20 protein-coding genes and 1 pseudogene are annotated in these 20,132 nt (G+C 69.2%); 5 read left to right on the top strand and 16 right to left on the bottom strand.

Translation table 11 applies throughout. The annotated features are described in order from the left end of the window. Positions 1-326: pseudogene (locus Q0C41_RS21270) on the bottom strand (hypothetical protein); the annotation flags it as partial. Positions 327-473: 147 nt separating this feature from the next. On the opposite strand from Q0C41_RS21270, the gene Q0C41_RS21265 reads away from it, so the two are divergent. The 4 genes from Q0C41_RS21265 to Q0C41_RS21250 all read left to right on the top strand — a co-directional run bounded on the left by Q0C41_RS21265 (position 474) and on the right by Q0C41_RS21250 (position 4,029). Beyond that, the gene (locus Q0C41_RS21265; RefSeq protein ID WP_291987261.1) at positions 474-941 is read left to right on the top strand and encodes a hypothetical protein; all 468 of its coding nucleotides are present in this window, start codon (positions 474-476) and stop codon (positions 939-941) included. A gap of 24 nt (positions 942-965) precedes the next feature. Continuing rightward, complete coding sequence (locus Q0C41_RS21260) at positions 966-1,511, top strand: sigma-70 family RNA polymerase sigma factor (RefSeq protein ID WP_291987259.1); 546 nt, start codon at positions 966-968, stop codon at positions 1,509-1,511. Positions 1,512-1,521: 10 nt separating this feature from the next. Next, complete coding sequence (locus tag Q0C41_RS21255) at positions 1,522-2,004, top strand: hypothetical protein (RefSeq protein ID WP_291987257.1); 483 nt, start codon at positions 1,522-1,524, stop codon at positions 2,002-2,004. Between the two features lie 168 nt (positions 2,005-2,172). Continuing rightward, positions 2,173-4,029 (top strand): CocE/NonD family hydrolase, encoded by a 1,857-nt coding sequence (locus Q0C41_RS21250; RefSeq protein WP_291987255.1) that lies wholly within the window; start codon positions 2,173-2,175, stop codon positions 4,027-4,029. Positions 4,030-4,161: 132 nt separating this feature from the next. Here Q0C41_RS21250 and Q0C41_RS21245 read toward each other — a convergent pair whose 3' ends face one another. Further along, positions 4,162-5,532, bottom strand: coding sequence for a dipeptidase (locus Q0C41_RS21245; RefSeq protein WP_291987253.1), 1,371 nt, complete (start codon positions 5,530-5,532; stop codon positions 4,162-4,164). Then, positions 5,529-6,365, bottom strand: coding sequence for a sulfurtransferase (locus tag Q0C41_RS21240; RefSeq protein ID WP_291987251.1), 837 nt, complete (start codon positions 6,363-6,365; stop codon positions 5,529-5,531). The genes Q0C41_RS21245 and Q0C41_RS21240 overlap by 4 nt, the downstream gene beginning before the upstream one ends. A gap of 104 nt (positions 6,366-6,469) precedes the next feature. Between Q0C41_RS21240 and Q0C41_RS21235 the strand changes: the two genes are divergently transcribed. Continuing rightward, positions 6,470-6,901, top strand: coding sequence for a transcriptional regulator (locus Q0C41_RS21235; RefSeq protein ID WP_291987249.1), 432 nt, complete (start codon positions 6,470-6,472; stop codon positions 6,899-6,901). A gap of 62 nt (positions 6,902-6,963) precedes the next feature. Here Q0C41_RS21235 and Q0C41_RS21230 read toward each other — a convergent pair whose 3' ends face one another. From Q0C41_RS21230 to hpnC, 13 genes are all read right to left on the bottom strand, one after another. After that, positions 6,964-7,791, bottom strand: a complete 828-nt coding sequence (locus tag Q0C41_RS21230; RefSeq protein ID WP_291987247.1) for a fumarylacetoacetate hydrolase family protein — start codon at positions 7,789-7,791, stop codon at positions 6,964-6,966. After that, positions 7,791-8,591, bottom strand: a complete 801-nt coding sequence (locus Q0C41_RS21225; RefSeq protein ID WP_291987245.1) for an MBL fold metallo-hydrolase — start codon at positions 8,589-8,591, stop codon at positions 7,791-7,793. The genes Q0C41_RS21230 and Q0C41_RS21225 overlap by 1 nt, the downstream gene beginning before the upstream one ends. A gap of 158 nt (positions 8,592-8,749) precedes the next feature. Next, positions 8,750-10,069: a DUF1302 family protein gene (locus Q0C41_RS21220; protein WP_291987242.1), complete on the bottom strand. Its 1,320-nt coding sequence runs from the start codon at positions 10,067-10,069 to the stop codon at positions 8,750-8,752. Then, entirely contained in the window at positions 10,062-12,401 is a 2,340-nt protein-coding gene (locus tag Q0C41_RS21215) for an MMPL family transporter (protein WP_291987240.1), read from the bottom strand. Before Q0C41_RS21215 ends, Q0C41_RS21220 begins: the two co-directional genes overlap by 8 nt. Further along, entirely contained in the window at positions 12,398-13,201 is an 804-nt protein-coding gene (locus Q0C41_RS21210; protein ID WP_291987238.1) for an outer membrane lipoprotein-sorting protein, read from the bottom strand. Before Q0C41_RS21210 ends, Q0C41_RS21215 begins: the two co-directional genes overlap by 4 nt. A gap of 258 nt (positions 13,202-13,459) precedes the next feature. Further along, positions 13,460-13,858 carry a VOC family protein gene (locus Q0C41_RS21205; protein ID WP_291987236.1) on the bottom strand — a complete coding sequence of 133 codons (399 nt, stop codon included), beginning with the start codon at positions 13,856-13,858 and terminating at the stop codon, positions 13,460-13,462. A gap of 84 nt (positions 13,859-13,942) precedes the next feature. After that, positions 13,943-14,362, bottom strand: coding sequence for a thioesterase family protein (locus Q0C41_RS21200; protein ID WP_291987234.1), 420 nt, complete (start codon positions 14,360-14,362; stop codon positions 13,943-13,945). Beyond that, positions 14,359-15,186: an FAD-dependent thymidylate synthase gene (locus Q0C41_RS21195; RefSeq protein WP_291987232.1), complete on the bottom strand. Its 828-nt coding sequence runs from the start codon at positions 15,184-15,186 to the stop codon at positions 14,359-14,361. Before Q0C41_RS21195 ends, Q0C41_RS21200 begins: the two co-directional genes overlap by 4 nt. A 2-nt stretch (positions 15,187-15,188) precedes the next feature. Beyond that, positions 15,189-15,728, bottom strand: coding sequence for a peptide deformylase (gene def / locus Q0C41_RS21190; protein WP_291987230.1), 540 nt, complete (start codon positions 15,726-15,728; stop codon positions 15,189-15,191). A gap of 100 nt (positions 15,729-15,828) precedes the next feature. Then, complete coding sequence (locus Q0C41_RS21185) at positions 15,829-16,902, bottom strand: class I fructose-bisphosphate aldolase (protein ID WP_291987228.1); 1,074 nt, start codon at positions 16,900-16,902, stop codon at positions 15,829-15,831. Positions 16,903-16,965: 63 nt separating this feature from the next. Then, positions 16,966-18,306 carry a hydroxysqualene dehydroxylase HpnE gene (gene hpnE, locus Q0C41_RS21180; protein WP_291987226.1) on the bottom strand — a complete coding sequence of 447 codons (1,341 nt, stop codon included), beginning with the start codon at positions 18,304-18,306 and terminating at the stop codon, positions 16,966-16,968. After that, positions 18,303-19,154, bottom strand: coding sequence for a presqualene diphosphate synthase HpnD (hpnD, locus tag Q0C41_RS21175; RefSeq protein WP_291987224.1), 852 nt, complete (start codon positions 19,152-19,154; stop codon positions 18,303-18,305). Before hpnD ends, hpnE begins: the two co-directional genes overlap by 4 nt. A 49-nt stretch (positions 19,155-19,203) precedes the next feature. Beyond that, the gene (gene hpnC / locus Q0C41_RS21170) at positions 19,204-20,097 is read right to left on the bottom strand and encodes a squalene synthase HpnC (RefSeq protein WP_291987221.1); all 894 of its coding nucleotides are present in this window, start codon (positions 20,095-20,097) and stop codon (positions 19,204-19,206) included. Positions 20,098-20,132: the final 35 nt, after the last annotated feature.

Genomic DNA, 20,132 nt, shown 5'->3' with positions numbered 1-20,132 from the left:
GACGCGCCACGCTCCCGCGCCAGCCGCGTCGCCTCGGCCACGAGCGGCGCGGCAGCGTCGGGGGTGGTGGCCAGCACACCGCCGTAGTTCACGAACGGCAGCGAGCAGAAGAACTGCCCGAACAGCCGGCTGCGGAACGCCACCACCGGCAGCACGCCGACGATGTGGCCGGCGTCGCGGGCGGCGAGGTAGATGGGCTCGTGGCCGAACACCGGGCCGAAGACGTCGCGCCAGGCCCACGCATGGTAGGCCGTCGCGTCCGGGTGCGCGGCGACGAAGGCATCCCACTCAGACGACGCGGTCTCGACCGCCACGCTCAAGGCCATGACAACCTTCTAGGCTAGCAGAGGTGCCTGGGACGAGCCACTCTGCGGGCGCCTGTTAACGGCAGGCCTCCGGGAGCGTTGACCCTCATGAATACCGGAGCGCTGGCAGGCCGCACACCGCGGCGCCCATCCGGCACGGGTGACACGATGAGCGATTTGACGCCAGTTTTCGGCATTCTTTCCGTTTTCGGATCCCTGAGCTTCCTCACCTGGGTCATCGTCGACGGCTTGCGGCGGAAGCACCAGCTGCGGGTCATGGCCGAGTTCCACGCCAAACTGCTGGAGAAGATCACCGACGGCAAGGAACTCGCGGAGTTCATGGACAGCCCGGGCGGCAACAAGTTCATCGACTCGATCAGCACCGAGCGGACGCATCCGGCGCAGCGCATCCTCCGGGCCGTGCAGGTGGGCATCGTGCTGTGTGCGGCCGGCATCGGGTGCCGCGTGGTGGGGTGGCAGAGCACGATCGTGGCGCGCGAGGCGCAGGAGGGCTTCGTCGTGCTGGGCATCCTCCTGTTGAGCGTCGGGATTGGCTATCTGGTGTCCGCGGCGGCCTCGTTCGGACTCGGACGAAGCCTCGGTGTCTACGACGCCGTCGGCCAGGCGTCGCGATAGACGACCATTCCGACGTGTGGGCTCATGCGACCCCTCCCTGCCGCGACGATGCTGGCGGAACTGTCCGTGACTGAGCGGACCGCTCCGCTGGCGCTCGACGAGGCGGAGTTCCGCGCCTTCCACGAGCAGACGGCGCGCAGCCTCGCCGCGTACCTGCGGCGCAGCCTCCCGGCCGACGCCGTCGAGGACGCCGTGCAGGAGGCGTACCTGCGGCTGCTACGGACGCCGCATGCCATTCTCCCCGTGGACGAGCGTCGGGCGTATCTGTACCGGATCGCCACCAACCTCGCCAACGACGCCTGGCGCGCCCGCAAGAAGGCGCCGCCCGGGCAGGGCCCGGAGCCAGACGCCCTGCCGGCCCGGAGGCCGTCAGATGCCACGCGCATCGACGTCACACGGGCCATGGACCGCCTCCGTGTGCAGGAGCGGACGATGCTGTGGCTGGCGTATGTGGAACAGGCGAGCCACCGCGAGATCGCGGCGGCGCTGGCCGTGAAGGAAGGCAGTGTGCGGGTGCTGCTGTCGCGCGCCCGCCAGAAGATGGCGGCAGCCCTGGGGATCCGCCGATGAGGTGCATGCGATGACCGACGACCTCTGCCCGCGGGAAGCCGAGGTGCTCCGCGCCTGCGAGTCGGGCACGTGGCCCGCCGACCTGGCAGACCACGTCTCGCGCTGCGACGCCTGCCGAGAGGTCCAGGCGGTGGCGCGCGTGCTGCGCGAGGCGGTCGATGCCGAGGACGCCGCACAGCTGCCGACCGCGCACGACATCTGGTGGCGCGCGCAGTGGCAGGCGCGGCAGGAGGCGAGGGCCCGCGCCATGCGTCCGCTGGATCGCATGGAACGCGCCGAGCCGCTGGTGGCCCTGGTCGCCGTGGTGGCCCTGCTCGTGCTCCGAGGCGATGTCCTGCTGTCGCAGCTCACGGGCTGGGCGACCAGCAACAGCACCGGCCAGGTCCTGCAGGCGGTGATGCCGCCCGCCCTGCTCCCCGTGCTCCTGGTCGGGGCCGGACTCGGCGCCCTGGTGTTCCTCGTCGGCATCGGCGCCGTGCTCGCCAACGATTGAGTGGGCGGCGCTGGGAGGGGCCGTAGGGTAGGGCCGGCTCTCCGAGCCGGCCGTCACGTCAGACCGCCGTCTCCTGACGGCCCGTTCGGAGAACGGGCCCTACCCAACCCCTGATGGCCCCTTCGCAGAGCGGGCCCTACCCAACGATCAACGCGTTACGATCTCCGGATGCGCTTCGCGATTCACGCGGCCCTCGCGTCCGCCGTTGCCACGCTCTGTTCGCTCACCCTGCTGGCGCAGCCCGGCACGGCACCGCCGCCGACGCGCAGCGCGCGCGACACCCACGTCAAGGCGGAACACCTGATCGCCATGCGCGACGGGACGCGGCTGCACACGGCGGTGTACACCCCGAAGGTCTGCCCGACTGGTGGCGCCCCGATCCTGCTGCAGCGCACGCCCTACAGCGCGAGTCCCTACGGCCCCGACACGTACCCGCAGGTGGCCGGGCCGTCGCGCGAGTTCGCCGACGAGCCGTGGGTCGTCGTCTACCAGGACGTGCGCGGCCGCTACCTCTCGGAGGGCGAGTGGGAGGAGGTGCGGCCGTACGTGCCGGGCAAGACGGGGACGCAGGTCGACGAGTCCTCCGACACCTACGACACCATCGACTGGCTCGTGAAGCACGTGCCCTGCAACAACGGCCGTGTCGGGATGTGGGGCATCTCGTATCCGGGGTTCTACGCCCTCGCGGCCCTGATCGACGCCCATCCGGCACTGAAGGCCGTGTCGCCGCAGGCACCGGTCACCGACTACTACCTGGGCGACGACTCGTATCACAACGGCGCCTTCATGCTGGCGCACAACTTCTCGTTCTACGTGCAGTTCCCGCCGCGCGGACCGCAGCCGCAGCGGCCCCAGCGCGACACGCCCTTCGAGTACGGCACACGCGACGGCTACCGCTTCTATCTCCAGGCGGGCTCGATTGCCGAGATGAGCCGCACGTACGGGCTCGACAAGAACCCGTACTGGATGCAGAACCACGCGCACACGAGCTACGACGACTTCTGGAAGGCGCGCTCGATCTGGAAGCACTTCCGCAACGTGACGCCGGCGGTGCTGGTCGTTGGCGGGTGGTACGACGCCGAGGACCTCAGCGGTGCGCTGCGCACCTACCGCGCACTGCGCGAGCAGAGCCCGAAGACCGAGACCCACCTGGTGATGGGCCCCTGGACGCATGGCGGCTGGGCGCGGGGGGATGGCGCGAAGACCGGCGAGATGGCCTTCGGGCAGGCGACCGGCGCGCACTATCGCACGGAGATCGAGCACCGGTTCTTCGCGCGGCTGCTGCAGGGCACGACGTCCGCCCCGCTGCCGTCAGCGTCGATCTTCGAGACCGGCGCCAATCGATGGCTCGGTGCCGACACGTGGCCTCCACGCGCCACGGCCCGCGCCTACTACTTCGCCGCCGACGGCACGCTCTCGACCACGGCGCCGACGATGACGGAGGGGCGCGATGAGTACGTCAGCGACCCGGCCAACCCCGTGCCGCTCGTGGGCGTCGAGGCCATCGGCATGCCGCGCGACTACATGGCCTCGGACCAGGCCTTCGCCGCAAAGCGTGACGACGTGCTGGTCTACAAGAGCCCCGTGCTGACCGAGGACGTGACCGTGCGCGGCCCGATTGGCGTGGACCTGCACGTCTCGACGTCGGGCACGGACTCGGACTTCGTGGTGAAGGTGCTCGATGAGGCCGGCCCGGGCGATCCCCAGGCCGGCAAGCAGATTCTCGTGCGAGGCGAGCCGTTCCGCGGCAAGTTCAGGAAGTCCTTCGAGACGCCGGTGCCGTTCACGCCGGGTGTGCCCGACACCATTCGCTTCGACCTGCCCGACGTGGCCCACACCTTCCGCGCCGGCCACCGCATCGTCGTGCACGTGCAGAGCTCGTGGCTGCCGCTGATCGATCGCAACCCGCAGACGTTCACCGACATCCCCAACGCGACGCCGGCGCAGTTCGTCAAGGCGACGCAGCGGGTCTATCGGCAGTCCGGCAAGGCCAGCCACGTGACTCTACCGGTGATCGGCAGGTAGGGCCGGTTCGGCGGGTAGGGCCGGTTCTCCGAACCGGCCGTCACCGTCAGACCATCGTCACCGTCAGACCATCGTCACCGTCAGACCGCGATCATGACGGCCCGTTCGGAGAACGGGCCCTACCCAGCGTGGTCACTCCACCCGCGAGAGCTCGTCGTACAGATAGGCCGCCGCGAGCACGCCGTTGTGGAAGTTGCCGAGGTCGAGCCACTCGTTCGGCGCGTGGGCGTTCTCGCCGGGCAGGCCGATGCCGAAGAGCACGCTCGGCAGACCGAGCACCTCCTGGAACGTCGACACCACCGGAATCGACCCGCCTTCCCGCACGAACACCGGCGTGCGGCCGAAGCCCTTCTCGATGGCCCGGCCCGCCGCCTGCACCCACGCGTTGTCGAAGCCCGTGGTCCACGGCTTGCCGCCGTGCATGTGCGTGACGGTGACCTCCACCGTCTTCGGCGCCAGCTTCTTCATGTAGTCCTCGAAGAGCTTGCCGATCGTCTGTGGATCCTGGTTGGGCACGAGGCGCATGCTCACCTTCGCCATCGCCTTGGCCGGGATGACCGTCTTGGCGCCTTCTCCCGTGAAGCCGGCGAGCAGGCCGTTGACCTCGAACGTCGGGCGGGCCCACTTGCGCTCGAGCGTCGAGTAGCCGGTCTCGCCGAAGGGCTTCGGCAGGCCGATCTCCTTGGCCCAGCGCTTCTCGTTGAACGGCAGCCGCGCGAACTCCTTCTTCTCGGCCTCGGTGACGTCGACGACGGCATCGTAGAAGCCGGGAATCTTGATGTGGCCGCTCTTGTCCTTCATCTGCGCCAGCATCTGCGTCAGCACCATCGCCGGGTTGGCGACCGCGCCGCCGTACGACCCGGAGTGCAGGTCCGTGCTGCTGCCGCGGACATCGATCTGGAAGTACGCCAGGCCGCGCAGGCCGTAGCAGATCGACGGCACGTCGCGATCGAACATCGGCGAGTCGCTGATGACGACGACGTCGGCCTTCAGCAGGTCCTTGTTGGCAGCGATGAACGTGTCGAGATTGGCGCTGCCGACCTCTTCCTCGCCCTCGAGCATCACCTTGATGTTGATGGGCAGCGTGCCCGACTCCTTCAGCGTCGCCTCGATGGCCTTGAGGTGCATGAAGATCTGGCCCTTGTCGTCGGCCGACCCACGGGCGTAGATCGCGCCCTCACGCACCGTGGCCTCGAAGGGTGGCGTCTCCCACAGATCGATCGGATCGACCGGCTGCACGTCGTAGTGCCCGTAGTACAGCATCGTCGGCGCGCCGGGGGCGCCCAGCCACTCGCCGTAGACGATCGGGTGGCCCGGGGTCTCGTGCAGGCCGACGTTCTTCAGGCCGATGCGTTCGAGCTCGGCCACGCACCATTCGGCGCAGCGGCGCACGTCGGGCGCGTGGTCCGGCAGGGCGCTGATGCTCGGGATGGCCAGGAAGCCCTTGAGTTGCTGGATGTATTCGTCGCGGTGCGTCTGGATGTAGTCGAGGATCTTGTTCATCGGGATGTCTCCACGGGCAACTCGAGCCTGTCGCCCCATTCCTTCCACGAGCCGACGTAGTTGCGCACGTGCGGGAAGCCGAGCAGGCGCAGGGCGAGGTAGCCGTGCGCCGCGCGATAGCCGCCCTGGCAATAGGTCAGCACTTCCCTGTCGGGCGTGACGCCGACCGGTCCATACATCGCCTGCAGTTCGTCGGCGCTCTTGAACGAGCCATCCGGCCGCAGATTCCTCGTCCACTCCACGTGTACCGCGCCAGGGATGCGGCCGCCGCGCGCCGCGCGCACCGCGGCGCCCGTGTACTCGTCATCCGATCGCGTGTCGAGGATGACGACGTCGGTGGCGGCAAGGCGGTCCCACACGTCCCGATACGACGCGATCCGATCGGCCGAGGGCGTCCCGGTCCATGAGGTGCCCTGCGGGGTGACCGGCTCGGCACTCACGGGATGGCCAGCGGCCTGCCAGGCCCCGAAGCCGCCATCGAGCAGCCGGGTGTGCTCGTGGCCGAAGTACTCGAGCGCCCAGAACGCCCGTGCGGCGCGCATGCCGGACTTCTCGTCGTACACCACGACATGGCGGGAGGCCGAGACGCCGCGTGACGCCAGCAGGTGCTCGAGAATCCACAGAAACGCCTTGAGCGGCGCCGGATCCGTGTCGATCAGGCTGATGCCGAACAGGTCGAGATGGACCGCACCGGGCAGGTGTCCCGCGGCCCAGGCCTCGGCCGGCCGGAGGTCGATCAGCAGCGGCGCGTCCGGGCCATCGAGGCTGTCGGCCAGGTCCGCCGGCGCGATGAGGAGATGGGGATTGGCATACCCCTTCGGGTTGGTCGCCATGGCCGTCATTGTACGAGGCTGCCGGGTTGGCTGGGGCCAATTGCCTTGAGACGGGACAAAGGCGAGCGTAGGATGCACTCGGCGGCCCTTTCCGCCAGGTGCCCATGACTGAACGCTTACGGACGCAGGACGATGTGCCTGTCGGCCGTCTGCGAGGCTTTCGACCGCGCGTGCGGTCGATCGACTCGCATGCCGACCCGTCGTCTCCACTGAACCTCGACAAGCTCATCCACGAGCGCCTGCGCCTCGCGATCGTCAGCGCACTTGCGGTCCGGGACAAGTTGTCGTTCAACGACCTCAAGACGCTGCTGCGCACCACCGACGGCAACCTGAGCGTGCACGCGCGCAAGCTCGAGGACGCCGGCTACATCAGCTGCACCAAGACGTTCGAGGGACGCCTGCCCCGCAGCGAGTACTCGCTGACGCGCGCCGGCCGCGTCGCGCTGGATCGCTACCTCGGGCACATGGAAGCGCTCATCACCGCGACCCGCGCCGGCAGCACGCGTCCGGTCGAAGACGAGATCGCGACGTCGTGATGTGACGACCGCATCGGGTGGGTAGGGCCGGCTGTCCCAGCCGGCCGTCACGGGAGACCGCCTCAGGCGACGGTGTTGGTCAGCGTCCCGATGCCGTCGATGCTGATGGCCACCTCGTCGCCGCTGGCGAGCGTGAACGCATCCGGCGGCACGATGCCCGTGCCCGTGAAGAGATAGCAGCCGACCGGGAACGTCGACTCGCGGTACAGCCAGCCGGCCAGTTCGTCGAAGCCACGCTTGATCTGCCCCGTCGTCGTCTCGCCTTCGAACGCCACCGACCCGCCGCGGACGATGCGCAGGCGGATGGCGGTGGTGGAGGGCAAGGGCGCCGCCGTGAACAGCACCGCCGGCCCGAGCGAGCAGCTGCCGTCGTACAGCTTGGCTTGCGGCAGGTAGAGCGGGTTCTCACCCTCGATGTCACGGGCGCTCATGTCGTTGCCGACGGTGTAGCCCACCACGGCGCCAGCCGCGTTGATCACCAGCACCAGCTCCGGCTCGGGCACCGACCAGGTCGAATCGCGCCGCACGCGCACCGTGCCACCAGGGGCCACCACGCGGGCCGCCGTCGACTTGAAGAAGAGCTCCGGTCGCGAGGCCTCGTACACACGGTCGTAGAACGTCGCGCCCCCGCTGTCGCGCGACTCGTCCATCCGCGCATCGCGGCTGCGGTAGTACGTCACGCCAGCCGCCCAGACATCCTGCGAGCCGATGGGCGCACGCAGCACCTGCGGCGTGGTGCCATCGACGTCGGCCGCCTGCGCGGCGTGTGCCTGCAGCGTCGCCAGCGGCGCGGCGTCCTGAAGCAGGGCGTCGAACGTCAGGTCGGGGAGTCGCAGCGAACGTCCGTCGGAAACGAGGACGAGCCCGTGGTCGGTGGCGTACAGCAGCATCAGGCGCTCCGGAGGTGCCAGTCATCGCCCGCGGGATCCACGCGCCCGTCCTCCGCCAGCTTCCGGAGGTGCGCGAGGACGTTCTGCCGCGCGGCGGGCTTCAGCGCGTCGGCCGTCGCAGCATACAGCCGGTCGACGATGGCGTCAGCCGTGGTGATGCCGGCGGCCAGGCATTCGAGGACTTCGCGCTCGCGGGTCATCCGGTGCGAGATGTACCCGCGCAGCAGCGAGGCCGGCATCAGGATGGGCTCGCCGTGCCCCGACAGGATGACGCGCGGCTGCAGGTCGAGCACCGCCCGCAGCGACTGCAGGTACTGCCGCAGGTTGCCGCCGTAGTCGGCCGGAATCGCCACGGTCGTGCCGTTGATGGCGAGATCGCCGCCGAGCAGCGTCCCGCTGTGGACATCGAACAGGCACGTGTGGTCCGGCGCATGGCCCGGCGTGAACAGCGCCCAGAGCTGGCCATCTCCGGCGGTGATCATCGGCTCCTTCTCGATCACCTGCCACGGCACGCCGTCGCCCTCGGGCAACGGGGCGCGCTTGCGGAACACGGCCTGTGGCCAGCGGGCATGCGCCGCGGCCGCGCCATCGATGTGGTCGGGATGGCCGTGCGTCACGATGACCTGCGCGAGCGGCCCGTCACCCTGCGCCCGCAGTGCCTCGTCGATGCCGTCCAGGAAACTGGCGTCGGCCGTCGGCGCATCGACGAGCGTCGGCACCTCGCCGTGCAGCACATAGGCGTGCACCGAGCCCTGCGCGTAGGGAGAGGTGTGCGTGGCAGTCAGGCGGGTGTGTCTCATGGCACAAGCGTCGCAATTTCAGAATGGCGGAATTTCACAATCGTCCTGCCACCGCCATCTTTGGCGATCGACGTCGACTGAGGTGCTGCAAGCCCGAAGGTCGGAAATTCTGAAATTCTGAAATTCTGAAATTTCCGACGTCGCCGCGCTTCTCACCATCAGAAGTAGTACTTCACTCGCACCGAGACGAAATCGCGGTCGGTGTACTGGCCAAGGAAATCGACGCCCTGGCCAGTGAACCACGCAGCCGACCCTTCGACCCAGAGATTGTCACGCACGTTCCACGCGCCCAGGCCCCGGACGAAGGCCGTCCCCTCGGTGGGGTCGACGACGGCGAAACCGCGCAGGACGCGGGTGTCGCGGACGAACTTGCGCTCGGCGCCGCCCACCAGTTGGACGCCACCCGTCGACGGCACACGCGCGGCTTCGGGGCCGACGGCCCATGCACGACGACCGATGACGTTGCCGAACGTCCGCCACGGCCCCACCGTCCAGTCGAGGCCCGCCCCCACCTGGAGACTGCGGCCATCGACGAGCCCGCCGCCGACCCCGGCCTGGACCGGCGTGTCTACCAGCATCGCGCCCTCGGCCCGCCATGTCACCGAGCCGCGGGCCGCTTCCGCGTCGCCGCCGACCATCGTGATCCGTGACCACCGCTCTTCGAGCACCACCGCCGGGTTGGGTCCCTGCGGCGAGACCCCGACCGCGCCGAGCGTCACCAGCGGGAACGCCTGCCATCCGCGAAAGACGCTCGCGCCGACGTCCACCCCGCGCAGGGGTCGGCTCACGCGCGCGCCCACGCTGCCGTGGCGCAGCGTGCGGGACGGGTCGCTCGCCAGGCGCGGCACCGACACTGGCTGCGCGCCGGGCACAGGAAGATCCGCCACGCAGGCAGCGGCGCTGCAGCGGTCGGCCAGCAGATTGAACGGCGAGGTGGCCTCGTCGAGCAGATCGTAGCGGCCGCGCCGGAACCACGGCACGTACACCGCGTCGACCGTCGTCTCGTGCGGCAGGAAGACCCGGCCACGCAGGGCCAGCACCGGCAGTCGCGCCTCGCCCCGTCCCTCGAAGAGGAACCGGCTGACGTCGATCGGGTTGACGAGATCGGTGGGCTGAATCTCGTCCAGTGTCCCCCACACCACACGCTGGAACCCCGCGGTCAGATCGAAGCGCGGCTGGCGATAGCGAGCGTAGATCTCCCCAGGCTGGTAGACGAAGTCCCTGACGCCGTCACTGCGGCGCGTGCCGGCCAGCACGTCGACCCAGCTGCCCGCGCGGATCACCCAGGCTTGGTCGACCTCGACGTCGACGGTGTCCTCGAGCCTGATGCGCATCTCGGTGGCGTCGACACCCGGCAGCGTGTCGACCATCACCGCGGCACTCCCGCGGTGGGTGATGCCGGGCTGCGCGTGCGCCACGCCGGCCGCCGCGCTCAGCGCGAGCGCTGCCAGCACGACGCATCGGGCACGTCTAGGCATGGCGAAGATGCTCGGCGGCGAACCAACGTGGCAGCAGCTTGATCATCGCCGGCAGGAGGAACACCTCGGCGAGGAACGCCACCGCCATGGTCAACGCGAGCAGGCCGCCGAACCAGCCCGACGGACGATAGTCCGACAGCAACAGCACCGAGAACGCGAGGGTGTTGATGATCGCCGTGGTCAGCGACGCCCGTCCCTCTTCCTCGGTGGCGATGGCGATGGCCTGGTCGGTGGTTCTGCCGTTGCGGGCTTCGCGGCGATAGCGGCTGATGAAATGGATCGTGTCATCGTCGACCACCCCGAGGGCGATGCTCGCGACCATCACGGTGGCGACGTTCATCGAGATGTCGAGCCAGCCCATCGCGCCGAGCACCACCAGCACCGGGACGAGATTGGGGACGATGGCGAGCACGCCGAACCGGAAGGACCGGAACACCAGGAAAATCACCCCGAACACCGAGACGAAGGCGGTGCCGAAGCTCCACACCTGCGACGTCACGAGGTAGTGGTCGAGCGTGGCGAACAGGCGGCCGGCGCCGGTGACCGTCGGCGTGATGCCGGTGCCGGCGAACATCGCGCGCGACAGGCGCTCGGCCTCCTCGACCTCGGTGAAGGCCTCGTCGGAACTCATCGACGCCAGCTTCACCATGATCTGCGTCCGCGAGTAGTCGGTCGAGACCACGCTCTCGAGCTCACGCCGTCCATCCTCCGACAGCCCGAAGACGAAGAGTTCCTGCGAGATCAGGTCGCCGTCGGTCGGCAGCCGCTTGCCGGCTCGGACGTCGGCCGGCGCCAGCGGCTCGTGGACGCGGGCCACGTAGTCGGAGAGGCCGATGACCTTCTTGACGTGGCCGAGCTGACCGAGCTGCTGCCCCAGCGCGTCGATGCGTCGGATCGCGTCCGGCGAGCGCAGGGACTCGGGCGGCCCTTCGAGCATCACCTGGAAGCTGTAGATGCCGGCCAGTTCCCGGTCCATCAGCTCGGCGGAGTCGTGCACGGGGTGACCGTCCTTGAAGAAGGCCACGTGATTGGTGTCCACGCGCAGTCGCAGCAGGCCGGACCCGACGACCAGCAGCAGGAGCGCGGCCACCAGCACGACCCGCGCGGGCTGGGCCGTGGAGAGGCGCCCGATCGCGCGCATCGGCCCGAGCAGCCAGCGCGCCTGTGGCGGCGGGGTGGCGGCGACCGGCACGAACGCCAGCAGCGTCGGCATCAGCACGATCGAGATGACGAAGTCGACCATCACGCCGAGCGCGGCGCCCATGCCGAACGTGCGCACCGCGTCGACGGGGCTCGTGGCCAGCGAGAGCAGCCCGAGCGCGGTGGTTCCGCTCGCCGCGAAGAGCGGCGTGATCAGGTGGCGCACGGTGTGTTTCCACGCGCCCTCGTGATCGGCGCCCTCGCGCCGGCACTGCGTGTAGTGCTGGATGATGTGGACGTCGTCGGCGATGGCCAGCACCAGCACGAGCGGCGGCAGCATGCTGGTCAGGATGTTGAAGCCGTAGCCGGCCCACATGTAGAGACCGACGGTCCACAGCGTGCTCACGAGCACGGCGAACACGGTCAGGACGGTCAGACGGACCGACCGGAACATGACCCAGAGCGCGCCGATGACGATGAGCAGGATCGGCGGCGTGAACAGGACCTGGTTGCGCAGCGTGACGCGGTTGTAGGTCTCGCTGATCTCCAGGCTGCCGTTGTAGTGGGCGGTGGCACCGGCGGGCAGGTGGCGGGACACCCGTGCGCGGATGTCGTCGAGCACGGCGCTGCGAATGGCGTCGATGCGCGCCTCGTCGAAGCTGACCACGACGGCGAGGACGCGTCCGCTGGTCGAGACGAGATCGCCGGCCAGCATGCGGTCGCCGAGGGCCGTGCGACGCACGGTCGCGGCGTCGATCGGGCCGTTGCGCGGCACCAGCGGCTCGACGAGGAGGTCGCCTTCCGACTCGCCGTCGTCCACCGGCCCGAGGCGCACCACGTTGGCGGTCGCCAGGCTCTGCACGCGGCGGACCGCGTCCACCTGCTCGATCTCGGCGGAGATGGTCCGCAGGGCCTCGAGCATGGCCGGCGCGAAGGCGTCGGCCGAGTCGATGGCGACGATCAGCGTGCGCGACCCGGGGAATTCCTTCTTGAGTCGCTCGTAGTCCTGGAAGACCGGGTCGTCCTGATGGAACCAGGCACTGATGTCGTTGTCCAGCGTGCGGATGTCGGCCAGAGGCGCGAGCGAGCACGCACCGAGCACCGACAGGATCGCCAGCAGGCGGCGCCAGTGCCACAGCCACGCCGTGAAGCGGTCCGCCGCCCCAGACAGGCCGGAGGGCGGACGGCTCATCGCGCCGGCTGTTCCAGAGCCCGACGCGAGAAGGCCTCGGGCGACAGGCCGGTGTTGTAGCGCGCCGTGGTCACGACCAGTTCCGTGCGCGTGCGATCGACATCGTGCGACATCACGGCCTCCATCACCGTCCAGACCCCGGAGATCTGCTCCAGTCGTCGCACCTGATACTGCTTGGCGCGGGTGCCGCGGCGGTCGAACACCTCGGCCTGCACGACCACGAAGTTGTCGGCACGGACCGTCGAGACGGCGGCAGGATACGTGAGGCTGGCGTCCTTCGCGATCGACCGGAGCCTGTACGCGGCGTGGGTCCGCCCGTCGGGTGCGGTCCACGTCGCCTTCGCGTCGAGCAGCTCGTAGGTGTAGTCCTCGAGCGCGCGACCGCCGATCTCTTCGTAGCTGAGGTCACTGCCGGCGAAGCTCTCCTGCCGTTCGGCACCGGCGATGCGTCGCACGCGCCCGAGCGCCGGCAGATAGAGATACCGGTCGTCGTCTCGGCCTGGACGCTCGAGGACGAGCAGGCCCGTGCCCCTGATGTCGTTGGGATAGGAGAACCGCAGGAGCACGCGGTCGCCGATGCCGTCGGCAGCAGCGGCGGTGCCGCGCAGTGATTGCATCTCCAGCGTGCGTTCGCGCTGTCGTCCCTGGCGGTCGAACAGGCGCATCCGCATCGCAATCACGGCGTCACGCCCGGTGTCGCGCGCGTCCACCTGACGTGCGACCCAGTCGCCCGTCGGTGTGGTGTTGCTGGTCTGGGAGGATTCCTCGGCGCTGAGGAGAAAGCTGAGGGCGCCGGGCACTATCAGGAGGATTAGTACGAGGAAGAACTTGACCAGGCGGGCCTGAAACTGCGAAGGCTCACCGTCCCTCCTGGAAGAGGTCGCTTCCAGGCGGGTTTGAAGGTATTGGAACGGATGCCCGTCGTCCCTCAGCTTGAGACGCATTATGTGAAATCTTTCACAAAGGCGTCAAGCGGAAAAATGCGTTATCACATGCACTCGACGCAAACTCATTGTTTTCCTGGCGTTACGGGCTATCCAAGGATGTGAATCAGCCGCTCAGGGCGTGGCCGGAGCGGGCTCGGCGGGCTGGAACAGGGCACACACGGCCCCCGCGGGGTCGCGGATGACGGCGAACTGGCCGGCCCCCATGTCGGTCGGCTCGCGCAGGAGCTCGCCGCCGCGCCCGACCGCCTCGTCCACCGCGAACTGCAGGTCCATCACGATGAAGTAGACCATCCACTGCGCGGGGAGGCCCTCGTTGACGCCGCGGGCATGGCAGATGCCGGTGACGTCACGACCTTCGAGGTTGGTCATGGCGAAGTCGGCGTAGCCGTCCATGTCCACCTCGCGGTACTCCCACCCGACCACGGCCCGGTAGAAATCGCGCACTTCGGTGGCGTTGTCGACCGTGAGGTCGACCCAGCCGACCTGTCCGGGTTGAATGTCTTCTGGCATGGCGGATATCGGGAGTCGGGAATCGGATGCTGGGTAGGGCCCGCTCTCCGAGCGGGCCGTCACGGCCGGTTCGGAGAACAGGCCCTACCCGGAGGTCGCCTCGATCTTCTCGTACGACGCGACACGCGCACGGAAGGCCTCGGGTATCGGGCTGGGCTTCTGCGTGGCGTAGTCGTAGAACACCTGCGCGGATCGGCCGGTGGCCATCACCGTCTCGCCGCGCAGGACTTCGTAGGCGGCCCAGAAGCTGGTGCGCCGCAACTCGGTGACGGCCGCACGGATGGTGAGCACGTCCCCCGGATATGCCTGGCCGCGGAAGTCGACACTGGCGTGGACGATCGCCATGCCGGTGAAGGGGACGTCCGGCACGACGGCCTTCCAGTAGTCGATGCGCGCTTCCTCGAAGTACGACAGGTAGCTGGCGTTGTTGACGTGCCCGAACGCATCGCAGTCGCCCCACCGGACGCGGATGGTCGTGGCGAAGGTGAAACGCGGCGTGCTCACGCCGGGGCCACCTCGCTCATCACGAGCGTGCGGGCCTGCTCCATCTGGTGGCGGTAGGCCTGCCATCCGGCGAAGTTGTTGTAGCGCGTCGCGTCGGCCGCAGCGACGGCCACGTGCTCGAACGGCGACCAGTGCCCGGCATCCAGCAGGCGCTGGTGCAACACCTTGTCGGCCTCGATGTCGCGGGTACCGACGTGCGTCAGGTAGCTGACCCGGGCGCACCGCGCCACCGAGACCTGCTTCTGCTCCTCGACCGGCAGCAGCAGGTCGTCTTCGCCGAGGAACGGCAGGTGCCAGTCGCCGGCGCGGCGCACGACCGGGGTCGATTGCGCGAACGCCGCCCGCATCAGGTCGGCCAGCCGCTTGATCTCGGGCTGGGCGTCGGGATGGCAGCGCAACGTGAAGAAGTTGTCGTAGGTCGTCGCCGACACGATCACGCTCGTCCACATCCAGGGCTCGAGCACGCGGTTGACGATCTGCTTGTGCACGCCGGCCGCGCGCAACTGCTCGGCGTGCGCCAGGGCCGCATCGCGTGCCGCCAGCCAGCCGGCCTCGGCGGCGCGGGCCGACTCGGCGTCGAGCACGTCGTGGGCCTGCATCCCTGCCTGGTTGCGTCCCCATTCGACAGGAATCACCGGGTCCTCACGCAGCTGCTGCATCAGCTTCGTGGTCGGAATGGCGCGCGAGCTCGACGCGTTGCGCGAGAACATCCGGTGGGTGTTGAACTCGGACAGGACGAACCGCGGAAAGCGCAGCACGAAGGTCGTGAGGCGCTGCCCCGCCGGGTTGACGCTGTCGAGCAGGACCTCTGCGTGATACGCCACGGTTACTCGTCCTCCTCGTCGTCCTTCGCGCTGCGGTGGTAGCGCGAGTACTCCTCGAGGAAGGTGAGCGTGTCGAACCTGGTCATGCGGTCGAAGAACAGCACGCCGTCGAGATGATCGGCTTCGTGCTGCACCACTCGGGCCTGGAAGTCGCGCAACTCGAGCTGGAACGGCTTGCCCTTGCGGTCGAGCGCATCGACGCGGATGTGCGTGTACCGCGGCACCTTGCCGCGGATGTCGGGAATGCTCAGGCAGCCTTCCCAGTCCTCGACCCTGGCCTCGGACAGCGGCGTCACCACCGGGTTGACGAACGGCAGCACCCGCAGCTTGCCCTTGCCATCGTCGAGCCCGGCCACGAACAACCGGACTCCTTCGTGGACCTGCGGCGCCGCCAGGCCGATGCCTTCGTACTCGAGCATCGTGTCCATCATGTCGTCGATGAACTTCTGCATCACGGCCGCACGCACTTCGGCGGGGTCGAGGGCACGCGCGCGGCTGCGCAGCACCGGGTGGCCCATGCGGGCGACTTTGAGAATCGACATCGGCATCGGGTAGGGCCCGTTCTCCGAACGGGCCGTCAGCGGTCGAGGGTAGGGCCCGTTCTCCGAACGGGCCGTCAGCCCCCCGCGGATCGGTCAGCTGTTACGCAATGGTGATCGTCTTGTCCAGGTAGACGTCCTGGAGCGCATTGAGCAGCTTGACGCCATCGGCGAACGGGCGCTGGAAGGCGCGACGCCCGAGGATGAGCCCCATCCCGCCGGCGCGCTTGTTGATCACCGCCGTGCGGACCGACTCGGCGAAGTCGTTCGACGTGCTGGCGCCACCCGAGTTGATGAGGCCGATGCGGCCCATGTAGCAGTTGGCGAGCTGGTAGCGCGTCATCTCGATCGGATGGTCGCCCGGAATCAGCTGGCTGTAGACAAGCGGGTGCGTCTTGCCGAACTTCAGCGCGTTGTAGCCGCCGTTGTTCTCCGGCATCTTCTGCTTGATGATGTCGGCCTCGATGGTCACGCCGAGGTGGTTGGCCTGGCCCGAGAGGTCGGCCGACACGTGGTAGTCCACGTCCTTGGTCTTGAACGCGGGGTTGCGCGTGTAGCACCACAGCACCGTCATCATCCCCAGCTCGTGGGCGCGGGCGAAGGCGGCACTGACTTCCTGAATCTGGCGGGTCGATTCCTCGGAGCCGAAGTAGACCGTGGCGCCGACGGCCACCGCGCCCATCTCGAACGCCTGCTCCACCGACGCGAACATGATCTGGTCGTAGCGGTTCGGGTAGCTCAGGAACTCGTTGTGGTTCAGCTTCACCATGAACGGGATCTTGTGCGCCCACTTGCGCGCCACCGAGCCCAGCACGCCGAGCGTGGAGGTCACGCAGTTGCAGCCGCCTTCGTAGGCGAGCTTGACGATGTTCTCGGGGTCGAAATAGATCGGGTTGATGGCAAAGCTGGAGCCGGCCGAGTGCTCGATCCCCTGGTCCACCGGGAAGATCGAGACGTAGCCACTGCCGGCCAGGCGCCCCGAATTCAGGATCTGCGAGTAGTTGCGCAGCACCACCGGCGACCGGTCGTTGCTCGCGAACACGCGATCGATGTAGTCGGGACCCGGCAGGTGCAGGGTGTCCTTCGGGAAGCCCTTCGCCTCGTAGGTGAGCAGCGCTTCGGCGTCGGCGCCAAGCAGGGTGTGGATCTCGGACGTCGTGATGGTCGTGGCGGTCATGAATGATCCTGAAACGGGAAGAGCGCGGGCCGATGAGCCCCGCAGAATTGTAACGCGGGGGCCCTACCCCACGGCGGCGGCGGCCGCGTGGCCGGAAACGACGGCCCCCTCGATGGTGGCCGGCAGGCCGGTATCGGTCCAGTCGCCGGCCAGCAGCAATCCCTGGACAGGAGTGTGGACGCCGGGGCGGACTGGTTGCCCGGCTGCCAGCGAGAACGTCGCGTTGGGCTCGCGGACCACCCGGATCCGCTGCACTTTCGCCTGCCTGAGCTCCGGCAGGGCCTCGCGCGCTTCCCGCAGCGCCAGTTCGGCCAGTTCGTCGTTGCTCCGCCGAAGCACGTCATCGGCCCCACTGGCCACCAGCGTGAAGTGCGAGGCCGTCTCGCCGAACGCCCACCGCTTGTCGAACATCCACTGAAAGGTCCGCTGGGGCAACCCGACGAACGGCGACGGCATGGCGCCGCGCTCGAGCCACAGGTTCACCGACACGATGGAGGAGGAGGCGCGCGTCGCCTCGCGCGCCAGCAACCGCTCCAGTGGCCCCGTCTCGCTGCCGCGCAACACGCCTGCCAGACCGAACCAGGGCACCGCGACGATGACGGTGGCCGCCCGAATCGAGGTGCCCCTGGTGTCCACATAGCCGATGCGCTCCCCCGCGAGGACGACGCGAGAGAGGGCGTCGAGCTTGATCTGGCCGCCCCGGGCTTCGAGATAGGCCTGAGCCGGCGCGCCGAAGACCTGGTGCAGCGGGCGCGCGGGCACGCCAAGGGCGGCGTCGAACGGATCGTCGCTGAAGATCTGCCCGAGAATCCGCACGAACAGCTCGGCCTCGGCCACGTCCGCCGACTGATTCAGCGCGGCGATGGCCAGGGGCTCCCACAGCAGGGTGATGAGTCGGGGCGTCTGGCCATGCCGGGTGAGCCACGCCGCGACCGTCTCGCCCGGCCGCACGGGTACCGGGTCCCCGTGGGTGATCACCCGGCGCGCCGCCGCCAGGCCTTTCATGATCCGGGTAGCCGCGTACCGATCCGCCCAGGACAGCGCCTTCCAGCGCAGGAGACCGCCGGCCAGGTGCAGCGGCGGACGCCAGTCCGGGCATTCGAGGCGGGTGATGGCCCCCGTCGCGTCGACGCACGTGAAGGCGAGCTGCTTCTGGAACTGGACGGCGTCGGATGCCCCGACCCTCGCCAGGTAGCGCCGCGTCTCGTGGTAGCAGCCCATCAGGACATGCTGGCCGTTGTCCACGTACTCGCCGGACTCGCGGTCGAGGAAGGCGGTGGCACGCCCGCCCAGCTGGCCACGCGCCTCCAGCACGAGCACCCGGGCGCCGCGCTCGGCCAGGGCGCATGCGGCCGCGAGGCCCGCACACCCCGCCCCGATCACGATCACGTCGGGAGACGTCATTTCGCGACGCGCAGCCCGTCGGCCGCCGGCGAGGAGGCCATCGTCCGAAGCCAGGTCGTCAGGGCCAGCCAGGCCTTGTGGAGCTTGGGCACGCGGACCCGGCCCGCGAAGACGTCGTAGTCCCGCGCCGCGATCCGCGTCAGCAGATTGCGATAGATCGCGCCCATGATGCGCGCGGCCACCACCCGACGGGCGTCCTCGGGGGGCAGGGCGGCCTCAGCCCGGGCGAACTGCTCACGCGCCCGCAGCGCCTGTCGCTCGAGCAGGGCCGAGACGCCCGGTGTGAGTCGGCCGGCGCGGAGGTCGGCCTCGGTGACGCCATGGGCCGCCAGTTCGTCGAGCGGCAGGTAGAGCCGGCCGCGGGCCAGATCCGAGGGAATGTCGCGCAGGATGTTGGTCAGCTGCAGGGCGAGCCCGAGTTCCTCGGCGTACTGCCGCGTGCCCGGGTTGCGGTAGCCGAACACTTCGATGCAGATCAGGCCGACGGTGGACGCCACCTTGTAGCAATAGGCCCGGAGTTCACAGAAGGACTGGAAGCGGACCGGCTCCAGGTCCATGGCGCACCCGTCGATCAGCTGATCGAACGGGAGCCTCGCGACGGGAAAGGCCCGGGTGACGGCCTGCAGCGCCTGCCCTTGCGGCGTCTGCGGCTGGCCGCCCTCGAAACACGCGGCCACCTCGTCGCGCCACCGTTGCAGCCCGGCGCGGCGCTCGGCCAGCGGGCGCTCGTCATGCTCGTCCACCTCATCGTCCACCGCCCGGCAGAAGTCCCAGACAGCCGTGATCGCATGCCGGCGATCGGGCGACAGGGCAAGGAACGAGTAGGCGAAGTTGGTGTCGCGACCCACGGTGACAGCTGATTCTAGCAACGCCGCCGCTGCCCCCGCGGGGGCGCCGCTACAGGCCCGGCGGCCAGACAATCGCGCCGACGGCAATCCGCGCCAGGTCGCGGCGCGTGATCACGGGTCGTTCGTGCAGGGAATGCTGGCGCACCTCGAGGGTCTTCCTGAGCACCGTCGTGCCGCCGATCCACGTGGCCCGCAGCTCGTAGCGCAACCGCCCTCGCACGTCGTCGCACACGGCGCGCCCCTCGTCGAACAGCACCCGCGTGCGGGTGCCGAGGTCGGCCACGACCCGGCGCCAGGGGTCGTCGATGGCGTCGCCGTCGAGCACGTCGAGCCGGGCACCGTGGCGCCCGAGGACGTCGGCCGGGACGTAGAGTCGCTGGCGCTGGCGCCAGTCCTGGCCGAGATCCTGCCAGAAGTTCGCCAGTTGCAGGGCCGTGCAGACGGCATCGGAGCGGCGCGCGGCGGCCTCGTCGTGAACGCCCGCGATGCCGAGCACCAGCCGCCCCACCGGGTTGGCGGACCGGCGGCAGTAGTCGAGCACGGCCGCCCAGGTGTCGTAGCGGCGGGTCGTGACGTCCTGCGAGAAGGCCGACAGCAGGTCGTCGAACAGATCGGGCGCGAGCCGGCAGCTGGTGATGGTGTCCTGCACCGCGACGAAGGTGGCCCGGACGTCGTCGGCCGGAACGGCACCGACGGCGACGGCCTTCTCGGCGGCGGGCACGCCGCCCCGCCGGAGGGCACGCCACTCGTCGAGCCAGGCGAGGCGCTGAGACTCGGCGGCGTCGCCTTCGTCGGCGAAGTCGTCGGCGCTGCGGGCAAACGCATACACCGCCGCCACGTGCGGCCGCATCGAGGCCGGCACCAGGCGCGAGGCCACGGGAAAGTTCTCGTAGTGGGCGGCCGCCACCTGCTGGCACCGCGCGTAGGCCTGATCGACGTTCACCGGGCTACAGCGTAGTTCATGGCTCAGGGGTCAGG

It is taken from the genome of Luteitalea sp., assembly GCF_022842525.1.
Lineage (GTDB): Bacteria > Acidobacteriota > Vicinamibacteria > Vicinamibacterales > Vicinamibacteraceae > Luteitalea.
The sequence above is the reverse complement of the archived record's forward strand: the minus strand, read 5'-3'. Positions and strand labels throughout refer to the sequence as shown.